This is a genomic window from Rickettsia felis URRWXCal2, from assembly GCA_000012145.1.
Lineage (GTDB): Bacteria > Pseudomonadota > Alphaproteobacteria > Rickettsiales > Rickettsiaceae > Rickettsia > Rickettsia felis.
This window is the reverse complement of record CP000053.1, coordinates 339509-355073: the sequence shown is the minus strand read 5'-3', so window position 1 is coordinate 355073 and position 15565 is coordinate 339509. Positions and strand designations below refer to the sequence as shown.

Here is a 15565-nt window from a genome sequence, read left to right as displayed (position 1 = left end):
AATTATATCATTTACGATATTAGTATATACATTTTTTTCTTCTTTTTGTAGAGTTCTTTTAGATAAGGTTACAAATATTCTTGCTAATGTATCTCATTTGTGCTACTAATATAGTAGTAATCATTGTTAAATTTCAAGTAATTGTATGACTAAATCAGCTTTCATAAGAGCACGAGTTGATCCGGAATTAAAAGAAGAAGCAGAAAACGTGCTTGATGAGCTTGGCATCACTCCTACACAAGCGGTTACTATGCTATATAAGTACGTAGCACGCGAACATAAATGGCCTACTACAATAAAAATTCCCAATGCCGTTACTCTAAAAACATTTGAATCAACTGATAATAAAATCGGACTAATTGCCTCTAATAACACAAAGAAAATGTTTAAAAAACTTGGTATTTAAGTTGTGTTTAGACCTATCTATACTAAATCTTTTGAAAAAGATATAAAACTAGCAATTAAGCGAGGCAAAGACCTAAATAAACTAAAAATGCTTATAGAATTATTAGTTAATAAAACAGCTTTACCTATTAAATATCGAGATCATCAACTAATCGGAAATTTTATAGGTCGAAGAGAATGTCACATAGAACCCAATTGGTTACTAATCTATAAAATTGATAATGAATGTATAATTTTTGAACGCACAGGCACTCATTCTGATATATTTAAGTAAAAACTATTTTACTTTTCTAATAATGGGTTATTCAAACCGATCTCTCCGTACGTTTCTTTATTATCTATCGCTTCTATACCTTTCTTTATTAAATGCATTATATAATATATACCCGCTCCGAAAATGATCACATATACTACTACAAAAGCAATTAGAGAAATAAATACATATTTGCCGAGTACCGGTGATACCGTATCTGCGGTTTTTAAAATATTATATACTATATAAGGTTGTCTACCTACCTCGGTTACAAACCAACCGGCAAGTACTGCAATAAAACCTGAAGGTGACATTAATATATACCAATATTGAAACCATTTCGTAGCATATAATCTTTTCTTCAAGTAAAGATATAAGCCCGCAATACCTGTAAATACCATTAAGAAACCGATTCCTATCATAATACGGAAGCTAAAAAATACGACTAGCACAGGCGGACGCTCTTCTTTTGACCATTCTTTTAATCCTTTCACTTCACCGTCTAAGCTATGTGTTAAGATTAAACTACTAGCATAAGGTATTTCTACAGCATATTTTGTTTTTTCTTCTTCCCCATCAGGAAAGCCGATAAGATTAAAAGCTGCTCCTTTTTCCGTATTCCAAATACCTTCCATAGTCGAAACTTTAACCGGCTGATATTTAAGAGTATTTAAACCATGCAAATCACCGATAAATATTTGAATAGGTGCAACGATTAACGCCATTAACACTGCCATAAAAAGCATAATTTTAGCATGCTCTTTATAACGATTATTTAGTAAATAAAAGCTAGCTACACCACCGATAACAAAAGAAGTAGTTAAATAAGCCGCCGTAATCATATGGAAAAAACGATATGGGAAAGAAGGGTTAAAGATAATTTCTAGCCAATTTAAAGGGAAAAAGAACCCATCGCCTCGCAGTTCATAACCAGCAGGCGTATGCATCCAGCTACTAGCTGCAAGTATCCAAAAAGCTGAGATTACAGTACCAACAGCAACTATTAACGTAGAAATAAAATGTACTTTTTTACTAACTTTATTAAAGCCGAATAACATTATACCTAAAAAAGAAGATTCGAGGAAAAAGGCAGTAAATACTTCAAAACCGAGAAGCGGACCGAGGACATTTCCAACCTTATCTGAAAAATTCGACCAGTTAGTACCGAATTGATAAGACATTACAACGCCCGAAACTACTCCCATACCGAAAGTAACGGCAAAAATCTTCACCCAAAATTTGTATATTTCTTGATAAACCGGCTTTTTTGTTTTTAACCATAACCCTTCAATTACTGCTAAAAAGCTTGCAAGCCCTATAGTAAAAGCAGGAAATATTATATGAAAACTTATGGTAAAAGCAAACTGAATCCTCGATAATAATACTTGATCAAATTCCATACTTAAGCTGCTGTTTTAAGAATCAACGTCATTGCGAGAAAAAATTGAAAATTTTGACGAAGCAATCTCAGGAATTTCTTATTATTCATGAGATTGCCACGCAGCCTACGGCTGCTCGCAATGACGATTTGGTATCACACGGGCAATGCCCGCTTGCAATGACGAAAAAACTGAAGTACACAATAACATCAATACAATATTTGATTTAATCAGCCGCCTTTGCTATTATTAAATTCTATCTGATTAGTTTTAACAAATTTTCCTTTTTCGGAGTTCCAATTATAATGAACATTTACTATTCTTACTTCTGTAACATTAATATCACCATTGGGCAATTGAGTTACATCATACCCTTTTCGGATAGAATCCGTAATTAATAAACTTGCTTGACAAATATATTTTACATCAAAGAACGGAGAATCGTCTTCCTTAGACTTTTCTTGTTCTTCTAAAAAATTATTAGATAATTCTTTTTCTTGCATTTCTAATGATTTTGAAGTTATTTTCTGAATTTTGTAGCATTATTTAAGGTAAGAAGCAAGGCTTGTTTATTATTTTTCCATAGATTTAATATTTTTAGGTATATTTTTGCAAAATAATTAAATTAAAATATGCTCTGAAATAACACGAATTAATATATTATTTTAAAATTGAGGTACATTATCGTGATAAAATACCCTACTTTATCTAAATCAACATTTAGCTTAGGTATTTATTTTTTAAAATTCGATAAAGTTAAAATTACTTTATTGACTGTAATCTGTATTTTACTCGGTATGATTCCGGCAATTGATAGTATATTACTTCAGAAAATTATTGATCTAATCGAATCTTTCAGTGATGAGAACGCAAATAACCTTTTATCTTCCATGATTTACTGGGCAGTATTTTATGCTCTTTGGTGGGAGAGTATTAATATAGCATATCGTTCATATGATTATTTGTATCTAAAGACTATGCCCGTAATAAAAGGAAAAATACTAAATGAACTTTATAATTATACTCAATATCATAGCCATAAATTCTTTCAGGATAATCTAGCAGGACATATTAGCAATCGTATTACCGAAACCGCAAGATCGTTTGAGATGATTATTTCAATATTCGGCGAAAAAATTCTTCGTAAACTAGCTATTATCGTATTTGCATTAATTGCTTTATATTCCGTACATTACGTTTTTGCTACGATATTTATTTTATGGATTACGGTTTTTTTAGGGCTGAGTGTTCTTTTCTCGGATAAAATCAATAAATACTCATTAAATTATGCTAGAAGCCAATCTTTTGTTGCCGGTAGTATCGTAGATGCAATTAGCAACATTAATGCGGTTAGAATGTTTACAGCCCATAAATTTGAACGTCAACATCTAGAAACAAGAGTAGAAAATGCCGTAGCCGATGAACAAACTATGCAGTTCTTCATGTTCAAACTGCGTTATGCTCTTGGGACTTCTTGTTCAATAATGATCTTTATAATGATTTATTATTTATCTAAACTTCGTAGTGAATTATCTATAAGCATAGGTGATTGCGTATTAGTGCTAACATTATGTATAAATGTAGCAGACGATATTTGGGATTTAACACAAGAAATCGGTGATATGTTCGAGCAGATCGGGGCATTTAATCAAGGCTTATCCCTAATGGCACCGCATATTATAACGGATATTGAAAACGCTACTCCTTTAGATATCAAAGAAGGGATTATTGAATTTAGAAATGTTACCTTTAATTATCACCATAATAATAATTTATTTCGTAATAAATCGGTATTAATTCCAAGTAAGCAAAAAGTGGGACTAGTTGGTTTTTCCGGTTCAGGGAAAACCACTTTTATTAGTTTGCTCACGAGATTACATGATATAGAAGACGGAATGATTTTAATAGATAACCAAAATATTAAAAACGTAACTCAAGATTCTTTAAGAAAAGCCATTAGCCTTATACCGCAAGAGCCGGTACTTTTTCATCGTACTATTTTAGACAATATCCGATACGGAAAAAAAGAAGCTACTCTTGAGGAGGTTATAATTGCTGCAAAAGCTGCACATATTCATGATGTTATCGATAATCTACCAGACGGTTACGATACTATGTGTGGAGAACGAGGAAATAATTTATCCGGCGGTCAGCGTCAAAGAATTATCATAGCAAGAGCCATCTTAAAAAATGCTCCTATTTTGATTCTTGATGAAGCAACAAGTAGCTTAGATAGCGAAACGGAAAGTCTGATTCAAGAGTCAATGGATTATTTAATGCAAAATAAAACCGTGATAGTTATTGCTCATAGATTATCTACTTTACTCAATATGGATAGGATTTTAGTCTTTGAAAAAGGTAGTATAATCGATGATGGTAGCCACGCAGAATTACTAAAAAATAGTAAGCTATATCAAAAATTATGGAACTCCCAAGTTAAAGGATTGATAGTGTGAGGATGTGTTGCCTGCGTGGATACCGCCCCGTCATTGCGAGGAGCGAAGCGACGTGACAATCTTGTCAAGCATCCTGAGATTGCCACGGAGTCCAAAAGGACGCCTAGCAATGACGACCTTTAGTATACACGCAAGCAAACCTTACGTGACATAATACCGACCTCAACCTTCAAACTAAGCCGGTAGTTCCTCTGCTTCTCCTGTTACTTGAACTTGAAACCCGTTTAGTTTCAGTAAATCTATTGCAGCATTATATATAGCATTTACTGGATCATTTGCTATTCTAGAAATTTTAGAACAACAAAATAAAGCCTTATATTAAATATCGTAATATGTTATTATAATCATTTCTTTAACTGCTAATATTCTATAATGAAACTATCTGACTTTGACTTTGATTTACCAACTGAACTTATAGCACAATATCCGGCTAGTGAACGTGATAACTCGGATTTACTAATTGCTACTACACCACCTATTAAAACCAAATTCTACAATATAATAGATTACTTAAAAGAAGGGGATTTATTAGTCTTTAATAATAGCAAAGTGATAAAAGCAAAGTTAAATTTAGAGAGAAATATTACAATAAATTTGAATCAAAAATTATCGGATGATAGTTGGTCGGCTTTTGCTAAACCGGCTCGAAAACTTAATATAGGCGATGAGTTTTATTCTGATAATCATAAGGTAATAATTACCGAAAAATTTGCAATGGGTGAGATTAAAGTAAAATTTGAACTTGATAATATTTCGGTATTTGAATTTTTGGACAAATACGGTGAGATGCCGCTACCGGTTTATATTAGACGTTCTAAACGTCATGGCGAGGAAGAAGAGAGTTCTGACGAAGCAATCTCATCACAAAATCCTGAGATTGCCACGGAGTCCAAAAGGACGCCTAGCAATGACGATAAGCTAGACTCTCTACGCTATCAAACAATTTACAGTCAAATAGAAGGGTCAGTTGCAGCACCGACGGCAGGGTTGCATTTTACTAAGGAAATACTTGATAAGCTTAAAGCAAAAGGCGTGCAAATCGCTTTTGTAACCTTACATGTGGGAGCAGGAACTTTTTTACCTGTAAAAACCGAAAATATTCATGAGCATAAAATACACACCGAATATTGCTCTATTACTCCTGAAACTGCTGAAATCATCAACAAAGCAAAGCAAGAAAGGAGGCGTATTATCGCAGTCGGCACTACAACACTTAGAACTCTTGAGAGTTCTTGCAATAACGGCGTCGTAAAAGCGGGTAGTTTTGAAACTGATATTTTTATAACTCCCGGCTTTAAATTTCAAACGACCGATATGCTGCTTACTAATTTCCATTTCCCTAAATCTACTTTATTTATGCTTATATGTGCTTTTGCCGGCTTTAAAGAGATGCATGAATTATATAAATATGCTATAAAAGAAAAAATGCGTTTTTTCAGCTATGGCGATGCAACAGTTTTGTATAGGAAAGTATGAATAGTATCACAGAATATTCTTTTTTAACAAATCTTACTAAATTACCTTTTATCGAGGAGATTTGGCTTTTTGGCTCACGCGGGCGAGGGGATAATCATGAGAGAGCGGATATTGATATCGCCATTCTTTGCCCTAATGCAAGTAAAGAGGACTGGCAGCAAGTTTTAGAAATAATATATGATGCAGATACACTTCTAAAAATAGATTGTGTACGATTCGATACATTAAATGATGATGATAAATTTAAACAAAATATCATTGATTTTAAAAAAATTCTTTATAAAAAAGGAGAAATTCTAATGGAAAAAATATTTTGGCAAGATTATTTTAAAACACTAGGACAAGCTATACAGTGCTTACATGAGGTTATAGAAAGAACTAAAATAGATAAAGATCCTATTTTTTTAGATGCTGCTATTCAGCGATTTGAATTCGTAATAGAACTATTTTGGAAAGTTTTAAAAAAAATATTAACTTACGAGGAAATTGATAGTACTACTCCAAGAGATGTAATGAGTAAAGCCTTTCAATTTAACATAATTGATGATGAGCAAATGTGGCTCGAAATACTTAAAGATCGAAATGTTACCTCTCATGTTTACAAATATGAAGATGCAAAACAAGTTTTTGAAAATATTAAAATATATTTACTGATTTTAGAAAAAACCTATAACAAACTAGATAAAAAATATTTTGGATGAGCAAATCCTCTACTTCATTAATACTAGATTCAAAACAAGCTGCTTTACTAGAAGAATTAAAACAGCTTGCAGCAGAACTTAATAAGCCTAAAAGCTTATTCAAATTCTTTAATCAAAACAGCTTAAAAAGCGGAATTTATTTATACGGTCCGGTGGGCAGCGGTAAGACTATGCTCATGAATTCTTTTTTTGAAGAGATAAGCATATCTAAAATCATTATCCATTATCAGAACTTTATGCAGGAAATTCATAAATCTATGCATAAATTACAAACAGAAAATCAAAAAGATATCATCCCTAAAATTGCTAAAAACTATGCTAAACATACTAAACTGTTATGTATAGATGAGTTTGAAATTAAAGACATTACCGATGCAATGATAATAGGTAGATTATTTAATGAATTAATAAAGCAAAATATTTTTATTTTTATAACCTCTAACACGAGTCCCAATAATCTTTACAAAGACGGATTACAACGAGAATCTTTCTTACCTTTTATAAAGATAATCAACAATACATTTTACGTTAAATATCTAGATAATCACCATGATTATCGATTTGATAAAGCATTAGGAGTTAAAGGAGCAAGGATAATTTATCCCTTAACTTTAGAAAATCAAAATAAGCTTGAAGAAATTATCACAGATATTAGTGATAATAATCTTATTTCTCAAAATATACAGGTTCTAGGTAGAGAAATATCCTTTCAAAAAGTACATAAAAGAATACTAGTAACAGATTATAATGAATTATTTACAAGAGACTTAAGCTATATCGATTATGGTAATATTTGTCAAAATTTCAACGTTATTATAGTTAAGAACGTTCAAATCATTCCATCTGATGATACAAATACAGCTGTTAGATTTATCAATTTTATCGATAATGCTTATTTCTATAAAATACTCTTATTTATGAGCTTAGAAGATAGCCCAAATAAAATATATCAAGGTTCAGCTCGAGCCGCAGAATTCAAACGCACTATTTCAAGACTAAATGAAATGAATAGCGAATCTTATTTGCTAGAGAATGACTTTAAGAATTGATTTTAATTAAAAATCTCTTCTTTTTTCTTTTCAAAAGGACGAGCATCGTAAAATAATTCTATACGAGAAATAAGATTTTCATTAAAAGATAGTAACGAAGCTCCCCTAAAAATACCTATAGGTTCAGGACAATCAAAATCCAATGCTAACATAACCTTATCTCCATTATGAAACTTTTCACGAATTGTAAGATTTTAAAAAAACATCGAAAAATTTTTTGCAGCTTCCACAACTGATTCTTTACCGTCCATAATCGATAATGGACCTATAAAATTAATGTTAGGATGTAAACATGAAGCCATTTCTTCAAAATTTTTATCACGCATGGCTATGTAATAAGATATTGCTTTATTTAAGTTAGTATCAGTCATAATATTTATTTCTATTAAACTCTTTCTTAAGTACTTCAATAAGTTTGGGATCTTTGTTTAAATAACTTATAAAATTATCAGATAATGCATCTGTTGTAATATCTAATATACCTTGCTCCATAGCGTCAAAAACACGCAGAGCTACATTAGCAGAAGTTTCTTTCTTCACTTCAATATCCTTAGCCATATCAGTATCAATAGGACCGGGATAAACACCAAAAACAGGAATTAAATGCGAATATACTCCGAGTAAATGAAGAATTGGTAGACGAAGCTCAATTTGGAAAAGAGCAAGGAGTCTTGAAGCTGATAACCGCAGCGTACATACTAGTACGTGAGGATTATCAGCAAAAGACGACGTAGCCAATTTTTCAAATTCAGCGAGTATACATCATCATTTCTATCCTAATAGCTTGAGTCAAAGAATATAGAGCTGACTTTGAAGCTGAATAAGTAACATATACAGGAGAAGGATATAGCCCTCCGATAGAAATAATGTTAACTATAGCACAATTATTATTTTTTATAAGATTTTCTGAAAAGGCATTTATAAGATGCAGTGGAGCAAAATAATTAACCTCCATCTCTTGGCGGGCTATTTTTTCGTCGTAGTTACGAATACAACCGGGCAATCCCTAATGCTCCGGAATTATTTATTAAAACCTGAGTATCATTAGCCATTTGAACAACTTTTTTAATTTGCTCTAAGTTAGTTACATCCAGTTCAACAGGAACTATTTTTCCTTGAAATTTTGCAACTAGATCATCTAATTGAGAGATATTCCGTGCCGTAGCATAAACTTTTTTCCTCCTCTTTTTATTGCTTCTTCAACAAGAGCTCGTCCTATACCTTTCTCTCGGTTAGCACCTGTTATAAAAACAATCAAATCCTTAACAAAAACTTCAGACATTTTGTAACTCTTAATAAGATTATATGTAATCCGTTAATAATATATCGCATACCTTGAAGTCAAATTATTTTGTTTTATTGTTTAGAAAAAGTTACTTTGTAGTATGAAATCAGATTCTAATATCATTCCTGTGGAAGCTGGAATACATTTTAAAGCTAATTAAAATTTATTTACAGATAGGCCTAAGAAATTTAATAAATTCATCAATATTGATTTTTATATCATCTTCTAAATGCTCTTTCTGTTGTCTGATCTACGTAAAAAGGATAATAATCACATGACATATAATTTGCCATTCTTTTATAAAAACTTCTAGGAGGAGTTGTGCCGTGATCAATCTCTACTAGTTTACATTTTGGAGCCGCAAAAATAAGATTAGCAAATCCTGATCCATGCGGTCCAACTATTATTTTTGCTTTATTAAAAAGCTGGGCCTGTTCATACGGGGAGGATAGCTCTAGATATATTACCTTAAAACCAAGTTTCTCAATTTTTTCTATTAATTCTTCTTCATTAACTATTTTCCTGGTAGAAGCGTATTTACGAGAAATATATATTTTATCGTATGCTTTACTATTATCTTTAATAAAAATATTTCTTAAATCTTTTTTTAACCATAAAGGCAAAATTGTACCTTTTACCGGAATAAACGGTACAGATGGAACAATTAGTCTAGTAGCTTGAATTATACAATCGCTATTTACTACAAAAAGCTTATCTTCCGGTATATTTAAATAATTTAATACTATTTCTAATGACTTAATTTGCCATGAATATTTTAAATTATTAATATAGATACGGTCATATTCAAGATCCGATTCTTTTAATATAATTAATCTAGGCAAAATTTGTAGCAGCCAATGATACCAATTTTCAGAACAAGAAGATGAAATTACTGCTAATTTTCCATTAAAATATAAAGGATTTTCTGTATTAATATCTCGCTTCTTATTTAATAAACGATGTTGATCACCTAAGCTTGTTTGAGTATCTTGTAGAATATAACCTTCTTGAGTTAAAATTCCACCTTCATTAATTACTGTGCCATTTGGTAACTCTAAAATAAATTGCTCAGTATTTTTTTCTTTAAATAACTTTTTAATTTCTATGTTAGATTTTAGCGATTCTATGGAAATAAGTTGATGTTTATTCTTTAATGCATAAGCATTACTAATATAGAAGAGGATGAGAATTATGAATATAAAATATCTCATAAAGAGAAAAAAGATAATTAAAAATTTGCATTGCAAGCTTGGCAGCGACTTACTCTCCCATGCCTTATGACATAGTACCATTAGCGCTATGAGGTTTCACGTTCGAGTTCGGGATGGGATCGTGTGTTTCACTCATGCTATAACCACCAAGCTAGCAATACAAACTTTTAAAAAGATAGATTTGTATTATAGTTTGCTGTTAATGTTGTTGCATGACTAAATTTATCATTCCTGCGGAAGCAAGAATCTAAATATTAAAAATTTTTCTAGATACCGTGGCGGGACCACGGTATAACATTATTAGCTGTGCAACAACATTTTTATTCATTGGTAAAGCTAATTTAACCTGATAACTTTGTGAGTTGATACTACATTTTTATAGAATTAACACTATATGCATATGTAATCTCACAGCAAAGTAAATCAATCGAGCTATTAGTATCAGTTAGCTACACACATTACTGTGCTTCCACACCTGACCTATCAACGTGGTGGTCTTCCACGGCTCTAATGGGGAAGTCTAGTTTTGAGGTGGGTTTCCTGCTTAGATGCATTCAGCGGTTATCCCTTCCGTACTTAGCTACCCAGCTGTGCCGTTGGCACGACAACTGGTCCACCAGGGGTACGTCCACCTCGGTCCTCTCGTACTAAAGGCAGATCCTCTCAAACTTCCTACACCCACGGCAGATAGGGACCGAACTGTCTCACGACGTTCTAAACCCAGCTCACGTACCACTTTAATCGGCGAACAGCCGAACCCTTGGGACCTTCTCCAGCCCCAGGATGTGATGAGCCGACATCGAGGTGCCAAACGATTTCGTCGCTATGGACGCTTGGAAATCATCAGCCTGTTATCCCCGGAGTACCTTTTATTCGTTGAGCGATGGCCCTTCCACTCGGGACCACCGGATCACTATGACCGACTTTCGTCTCTGCTCGTCTTGTCAGACTCGCAGTCAGGCTAGCTTATGCCATTGCACTCTAAAAGTTGATTTCCGACCAACCTGAGCTAACCATCGCACGCCTCCGTTACTCTTTGGGAGGCGACCGCCCCAGTCAAACTACCTACCATGCATTGTCTCGGATCCTGATTCAAGGATCTCGGTTAGATGTCAAGAACCAAAAGGGTGGTATCTCAAGGGTGACTCCACAAAGGCTGACGCCTTCGCTTCGTAGTCTCCCACCTATCCTGCACATCTGATTCCTAACACCAGTGCAAAGCTATAGTAAAGGTTCACGGGGTCTTTCCGTCTGACCGCGGGAACTCCGCATCTTCACGGAGAATTCAATTTCGCTGAGTCGATACTGGAGACAGTGGGGAAATCGTTACGCCATTCGTGCGGGTCGGAACTTACCCGACAAGGAATTTCGCTACCTTAGGACCGTCATAGTTACGGCCGCCGTTCACTGGGACTTCAATTCAGAGCTTGCACCCCTCCTTTTAATCTTCCAGCACTGGGCAGGCGTCAGACCCTATACGTCGTCTATTGACTTTGCAGAGCCCTGTGTTTTTAATAAACAGTCGCTACCCCCTAGCTTGTGCCACCTGCACATGGTTGCCCATATACAGGTCATCTTTCTTCCGAAGTTACAGATGCAATTTGCCTAGTTCCTTCAGCATCGTTCTCTCAAGCGCCTTGGTATACTCTACCTGTCCACCTGTGTCGGTTTCGGGTACGGTCTATAATGAAGGTGTTATTTCCTGGAAAATATTCACTGCACAATCAATCCAATAAGACTGTACAATTTACTATTTTCGTCACATCCTTCAGGTTCAGGAATATTAACCTGATTCCCATCGATTACGCCTTTCAGCCTCATCTTAGGAGCCGACTAACCTTGTGCAGATTAACTTTACGCAAGAACCCTTGGACTTTCGGCGAGAATGTTTCTCACATTCTTTATCGCTACTTATGTCAGCATTCTCACTTCCGATACCTCCAGCAAACCTTACGGTTTACCTTCACAGGCTTACGGAACGCTCCGCTACCATTTATGCCAAATGCATAAATCCGCATCTTCGGTACATGACTTGAGCCCCGTTACATTGTTGGCGCAAGAAAACTTATTTAGACTAGTGAGCTATTACGCTTTCTTTAAATGATGGCTGCTTCTAAGCCAACATCCTAGTTGTTTTGGTTTTCTCACATCCTTTAACACTTAGTCATGATTTAGGGACCTTAGATGGCGGTCTGGGCTTTTTCCCTCTCGACTATGGACCTTAGCACCCATAGTCTGTCTGCTATGCTGTACTCGTCGACATTCGGAGTTTGATTGAGTTTGGTAAGTCTGTGGGACCCCCTAGCTCATTCAGTGCTCTACCTTCGACGGTAATCGCTATAACGCTCTACCTAAATAGATTTCGCGGAGAACCAGCTATATCCGAGTTTGATTGGCCTTTCACCCCTAACCACAGCTCATCCCCTACTTTTTCAACAGTAGTGGGTTCGGTCCTTCAGCGGATTTTACTCTGCTTTCAACCTGGCCATGGCTAGATCACCCGGTTTCGGGTCTAATTCATCTAACTAAACGCCCTATTCAGACTCGCTTTCGCTACGCCTACACCTAACGGCTTAAGCTTGCTAGATAAACTAAGTCGCTGACCCATTATACAAAAGGTACGCCGTCACAAGACATATAAATACGCTTGCTCCGACTGCTTGTAAGCATTTGGTTTCAGATACTATTTCACTCCCCTTGTCGGGGTACTTTTCACCTTTCCCTCACGGTACTTGTTCACTATCGGTCACTAGAGAGTACTTAGGCTTAGAGGGTGGTCCCCCTATGTTCAAACAGGATTTCACGTGTCCCGCCTTACTCAAGGACTTCAAACTTTTTACCTATACGGGACTATCACCTTCTATGGTCAACCTTTCCATGTTGTTTTAGTTATTTTTTTGAAGCCACTGGCCTGGTCCGCGTTCGCTCGTCACTACTAACGGAGTCTCGGTTGATGTCCTTTCCTCCAGCTACTTAGATATTTCAGTTCGCTGGGTTTGCCTCATATAGCTATGTATTCACTATACAATACCTAATAAATTAGGTGGGTTTCCCCATTCGGAAATCTTCGGATCAAAATTTATTCGCAACTCCCCGAAGCTTATCGCAGCGTATTACGTCCTTCATCGCCTTCTAGTGCCAAGGCATCTACCAAATGCTCTTATTATATTTACTTACGCTTTTAACTTGAGATTACACGATGCATACAGAATTAATTTCACAATTATTTTCAGTATCTACTCACGATATAAATTTTTATTATCGCGGTATATTTAGTTTTTTAGCTTTATCAACTTTTCAAACAGCTACAAAGTTTAAGTTTCAAACCTTGCGTGATGATTTTATATCTACATTTTTAAAGCTTGTCAAATACTAATTTCAAATAATTTTAATTTTATTTTTTATGAGATGGGCTAAAGTTATTTTAACCTCTTTTTAGAGTAGGCTTTGTCGGCTTTTTGTTTAGATTTTCAGTTCCTAATTATTTTAATATTGTATCTTTTAAAATATTTGTACCACGTAAAAATTCTTCTATATTCAAAGCTTTTTTACTCTCTTGCTGAAGTTTTTTCACTCGTAATATACCGCTTCCACAAGCTATTTCCAGCTTATCACTAATAACGGTGCCGGAAGTAAAGTGATGCTCCGCATTTAAATATTCTGCTTCAAGGATTTTAATTATTTTATCATTATAACTAAAATATGCTCCGGGCCAGGGATTCATCCCTCTTATTTTACAATCTATTTTATATGCGGATTCATACCAATTAATTTTTCCTTCTTCTTTAGTTAATTTATGAGCATACGTAACGCCATCACTTGACTGTTTTATCGGTACTATATTATCAATATTTGCAAGTGTTTTTATTAGTAATTCAGCTCCTAAATTAGCACATTTATTGTGCAGCTCTTCTAGGGTTGTCCTTTCTTCTAAATCAAAATCTTCTTTCATCAATATATCACCTGTATCAAGCCCTGCATCCATACGCATAATACATACGCTACTTTTCCGATCACCCTCTATAATAGTACGCTGCAGAGGAGCCGCTCCTCTGTGACGAGGCAAATCGGATGGATGGATATTAAGACAGCCGTATTTTTTAGCTTCTAATATAGCTTTCGGCACAATAAAACCATATGCAATAACAACTATAATATCAGCATTAATCTTATTAATTAGATTTATTGTTTTATCATTACGAAGAGTAGAAGGAGTATAAACAGGAATTTGATGTTCAAATGCTAATTGATGTATGGGGGATTTAGCTAAGTTAAGTCCTCTGCCCTTAGCTTTAGGTTGCTGGGCAAAAACAGCTTTAACTTCATGATGAGTTATAAGTTTTTTAAGAGCGGGAACTGCAAATTCAGGCGTTCCCATAAAGATTACTTTCACACTATATTATTTTTAAGTTTCTTGAGCTTACGAAGCACCACATCTCGTTTTAAATTACTTAAATAATCAATCATGAGCTTACCTTCCAAATGATCATACTCATGCTGGATAACTCTTGCAAGCCAATCATTTGCTTCAAGCTCTTGCGATTTACCGTGATAGTCTAAATACCTAATCTTTATAGATTCCGGTCTTGCCACCTCAATACGTTGCTCCGGTACTGAGATACAACCTTCATTAGCCGTAATTAGCTCTTCTGATTTTTCTATTATTTCAGGATTTACTATAAACAGCGGATAGAAATCTTTTGGTCTTTCTATCGGATCATGATCCTTTATATCAATTACCATAATACGTTTTAATACTCCCACCTGCACGGCAGCAAGCCCTCCCCCGTCTTCATGGTACATAGTTTTAACCATATCATCCATAAATTTTCGTGTTTGATCGGTAAATTCTAAAACCGGTTGAGATTTCTGCTTTAATCTATCATCAGGTGCTGTTACTATCGGTAATATTGACATAATTAAATCTTAATATTTTATTTTAATATACCATAAAACCACCAAAATGTAAAGAAAGCAAACCTGCCTAATTCCGGCAATAGTTGCATAATAAACTCAACTATTTGCAATAATTTGTCGAATTAATAATATTTAGTAAAAAATAATAGCAAATATCAGATAACATGTTAATAAATAAGGCTTGCATAAAATTAAGGAGGAATAGCAATGCATTGGGGTGATATTGAAGAAATTGCCGAACAACTCGAAGAACATTGTAGCGATCAGTATAATGAAAAAAAAATTTCATTATTAAAGCTAGAGAAACTGATTAGAGATTTAAAGGACTTTGAAGATGAAGAAAAAAAAGTCGAAGAAGTTACATTAGAAGAAATTCTAGACAAATGGGAAGAAATACGTGAAGAGATGGGAGAAATAAATTAAGTAGTTATTT

Annotated in this window: 17 protein-coding genes and 2 rRNA genes; 7 read left to right on the top strand and 12 right to left on the bottom strand. The window is 34.4% G+C overall.

What is annotated here, in order from left to right; translation table 11 throughout:
• Positions 1-145: 145 nt before the first annotated feature.
• Both RF_RS01810 and RF_RS01805 read left to right on the top strand, forming a co-directional pair.
• Positions 146-406 (top strand): type II toxin-antitoxin system RelB/DinJ family antitoxin, encoded by a 261-nt coding sequence (locus RF_RS01810; protein ID WP_011270678.1) that lies wholly within the window; start codon positions 146-148, stop codon positions 404-406.
• 3 nt (positions 407-409) lie between these two features.
• A complete protein-coding gene (locus tag RF_RS01805; RefSeq protein ID WP_011270677.1) occupies positions 410-679 on the top strand; it encodes a type II toxin-antitoxin system YafQ family toxin in 270 nt (89 codons plus the stop codon).
• 8 nt (positions 680-687) lie between these two features.
• Here RF_RS01805 and RF_RS01800 read toward each other — a convergent pair whose 3' ends face one another.
• Positions 688-2058 carry a cytochrome ubiquinol oxidase subunit I gene (locus RF_RS01800; protein ID WP_011270676.1) on the bottom strand — a complete coding sequence of 457 codons (1371 nt, stop codon included), beginning with the start codon at positions 2056-2058 and terminating at the stop codon, positions 688-690.
• Between the two features lie 209 nt (positions 2059-2267).
• Positions 2268-2540 (bottom strand): DUF2671 domain-containing protein, encoded by a 273-nt coding sequence (locus RF_RS01795; RefSeq protein WP_010976947.1) that lies wholly within the window; start codon positions 2538-2540, stop codon positions 2268-2270.
• Between the two features lie 183 nt (positions 2541-2723).
• Between RF_RS01795 and RF_RS01790 the strand changes: the two genes are divergently transcribed.
• The 4 genes from RF_RS01790 to zapE all read left to right on the top strand — a co-directional run bounded on the left by RF_RS01790 (position 2724) and on the right by zapE (position 7719).
• Positions 2724-4493 carry an ABC transporter ATP-binding protein gene (locus RF_RS01790; protein ID WP_011270675.1) on the top strand — a complete coding sequence of 590 codons (1770 nt, stop codon included), beginning with the start codon at positions 2724-2726 and terminating at the stop codon, positions 4491-4493.
• Between the two features lie 372 nt (positions 4494-4865).
• Positions 4866-5969: a tRNA preQ1(34) S-adenosylmethionine ribosyltransferase-isomerase QueA gene (gene queA / locus RF_RS01785; RefSeq protein WP_011270674.1), complete on the top strand. Its 1104-nt coding sequence runs from the start codon at positions 4866-4868 to the stop codon at positions 5967-5969.
• Positions 5966-6670, top strand: a complete 705-nt coding sequence (locus RF_RS08595; RefSeq protein ID WP_011270673.1) for an HI0074 family nucleotidyltransferase substrate-binding subunit — start codon at positions 5966-5968, stop codon at positions 6668-6670. The genes queA and RF_RS08595 overlap by 4 nt, the downstream gene beginning before the upstream one ends.
• A complete protein-coding gene (gene zapE / locus RF_RS01775; protein WP_011270672.1) occupies positions 6667-7719 on the top strand; it encodes a cell division protein ZapE in 1053 nt (350 codons plus the stop codon). Before RF_RS08595 ends, zapE begins: the two co-directional genes overlap by 4 nt.
• Positions 7720-7721: 2 nt before the next feature.
• Here the strand turns inward: zapE and RF_RS10450 are convergent, their stop codons facing one another.
• From RF_RS10450 to def, 10 genes are all read right to left on the bottom strand, one after another.
• Positions 7722-7871, bottom strand: a complete 150-nt coding sequence (locus RF_RS10450; protein WP_156110736.1) for a hypothetical protein — start codon at positions 7869-7871, stop codon at positions 7722-7724.
• 42 nt (positions 7872-7913) lie between these two features.
• Positions 7914-8090, bottom strand: a complete 177-nt coding sequence (locus RF_RS09690) for a nuclear transport factor 2 family protein (protein WP_143549669.1) — start codon at positions 8088-8090, stop codon at positions 7914-7916.
• Positions 8083-8457: a Rossmann-fold NAD(P)-binding domain-containing protein gene (locus RF_RS10445; protein WP_011270671.1), complete on the bottom strand. Its 375-nt coding sequence runs from the start codon at positions 8455-8457 to the stop codon at positions 8083-8085. The genes RF_RS09690 and RF_RS10445 overlap by 8 nt, the downstream gene beginning before the upstream one ends.
• Positions 8458-8467: 10 nt before the next feature.
• Entirely contained in the window at positions 8468-8722 is a 255-nt protein-coding gene (locus tag RF_RS08035) for an SDR family NAD(P)-dependent oxidoreductase (RefSeq protein WP_011270670.1), read from the bottom strand.
• A gap of 135 nt (positions 8723-8857) precedes the next feature.
• The gene (locus tag RF_RS10440) at positions 8858-9001 is read right to left on the bottom strand and encodes a hypothetical protein (protein ID WP_156110737.1); all 144 of its coding nucleotides are present in this window, start codon (positions 8999-9001) and stop codon (positions 8858-8860) included.
• Between the two features lie 221 nt (positions 9002-9222).
• Positions 9223-10215, bottom strand: coding sequence for a glycosyltransferase family 61 protein (locus RF_RS11205; protein ID WP_231564255.1), 993 nt, complete (start codon positions 10213-10215; stop codon positions 9223-9225).
• A gap of 36 nt (positions 10216-10251) precedes the next feature.
• Positions 10252-10366: ribosomal RNA gene (gene rrf, locus RF_RS01755) — 5S ribosomal RNA — on the bottom strand.
• Between the two features lie 263 nt (positions 10367-10629).
• A 23S ribosomal RNA gene (locus RF_RS01750) occupies positions 10630-13390 on the bottom strand.
• A 306-nt stretch (positions 13391-13696) separates the two neighbouring features.
• Positions 13697-14608, bottom strand: coding sequence for a methionyl-tRNA formyltransferase (gene fmt, locus RF_RS01745; protein ID WP_011270669.1), 912 nt, complete (start codon positions 14606-14608; stop codon positions 13697-13699).
• Positions 14605-15132, bottom strand: a complete 528-nt coding sequence (def, locus tag RF_RS01740; RefSeq protein ID WP_011270668.1) for a peptide deformylase — start codon at positions 15130-15132, stop codon at positions 14605-14607. The genes fmt and def overlap by 4 nt, the downstream gene beginning before the upstream one ends.
• A 207-nt stretch (positions 15133-15339) precedes the next feature.
• On the opposite strand from def, the gene iscX reads away from it, so the two are divergent.
• A complete protein-coding gene (iscX, locus tag RF_RS01735; RefSeq protein ID WP_041405309.1) occupies positions 15340-15555 on the top strand; it encodes a Fe-S cluster assembly protein IscX in 216 nt (71 codons plus the stop codon).
• Positions 15556-15565: the final 10 nt, after the last annotated feature.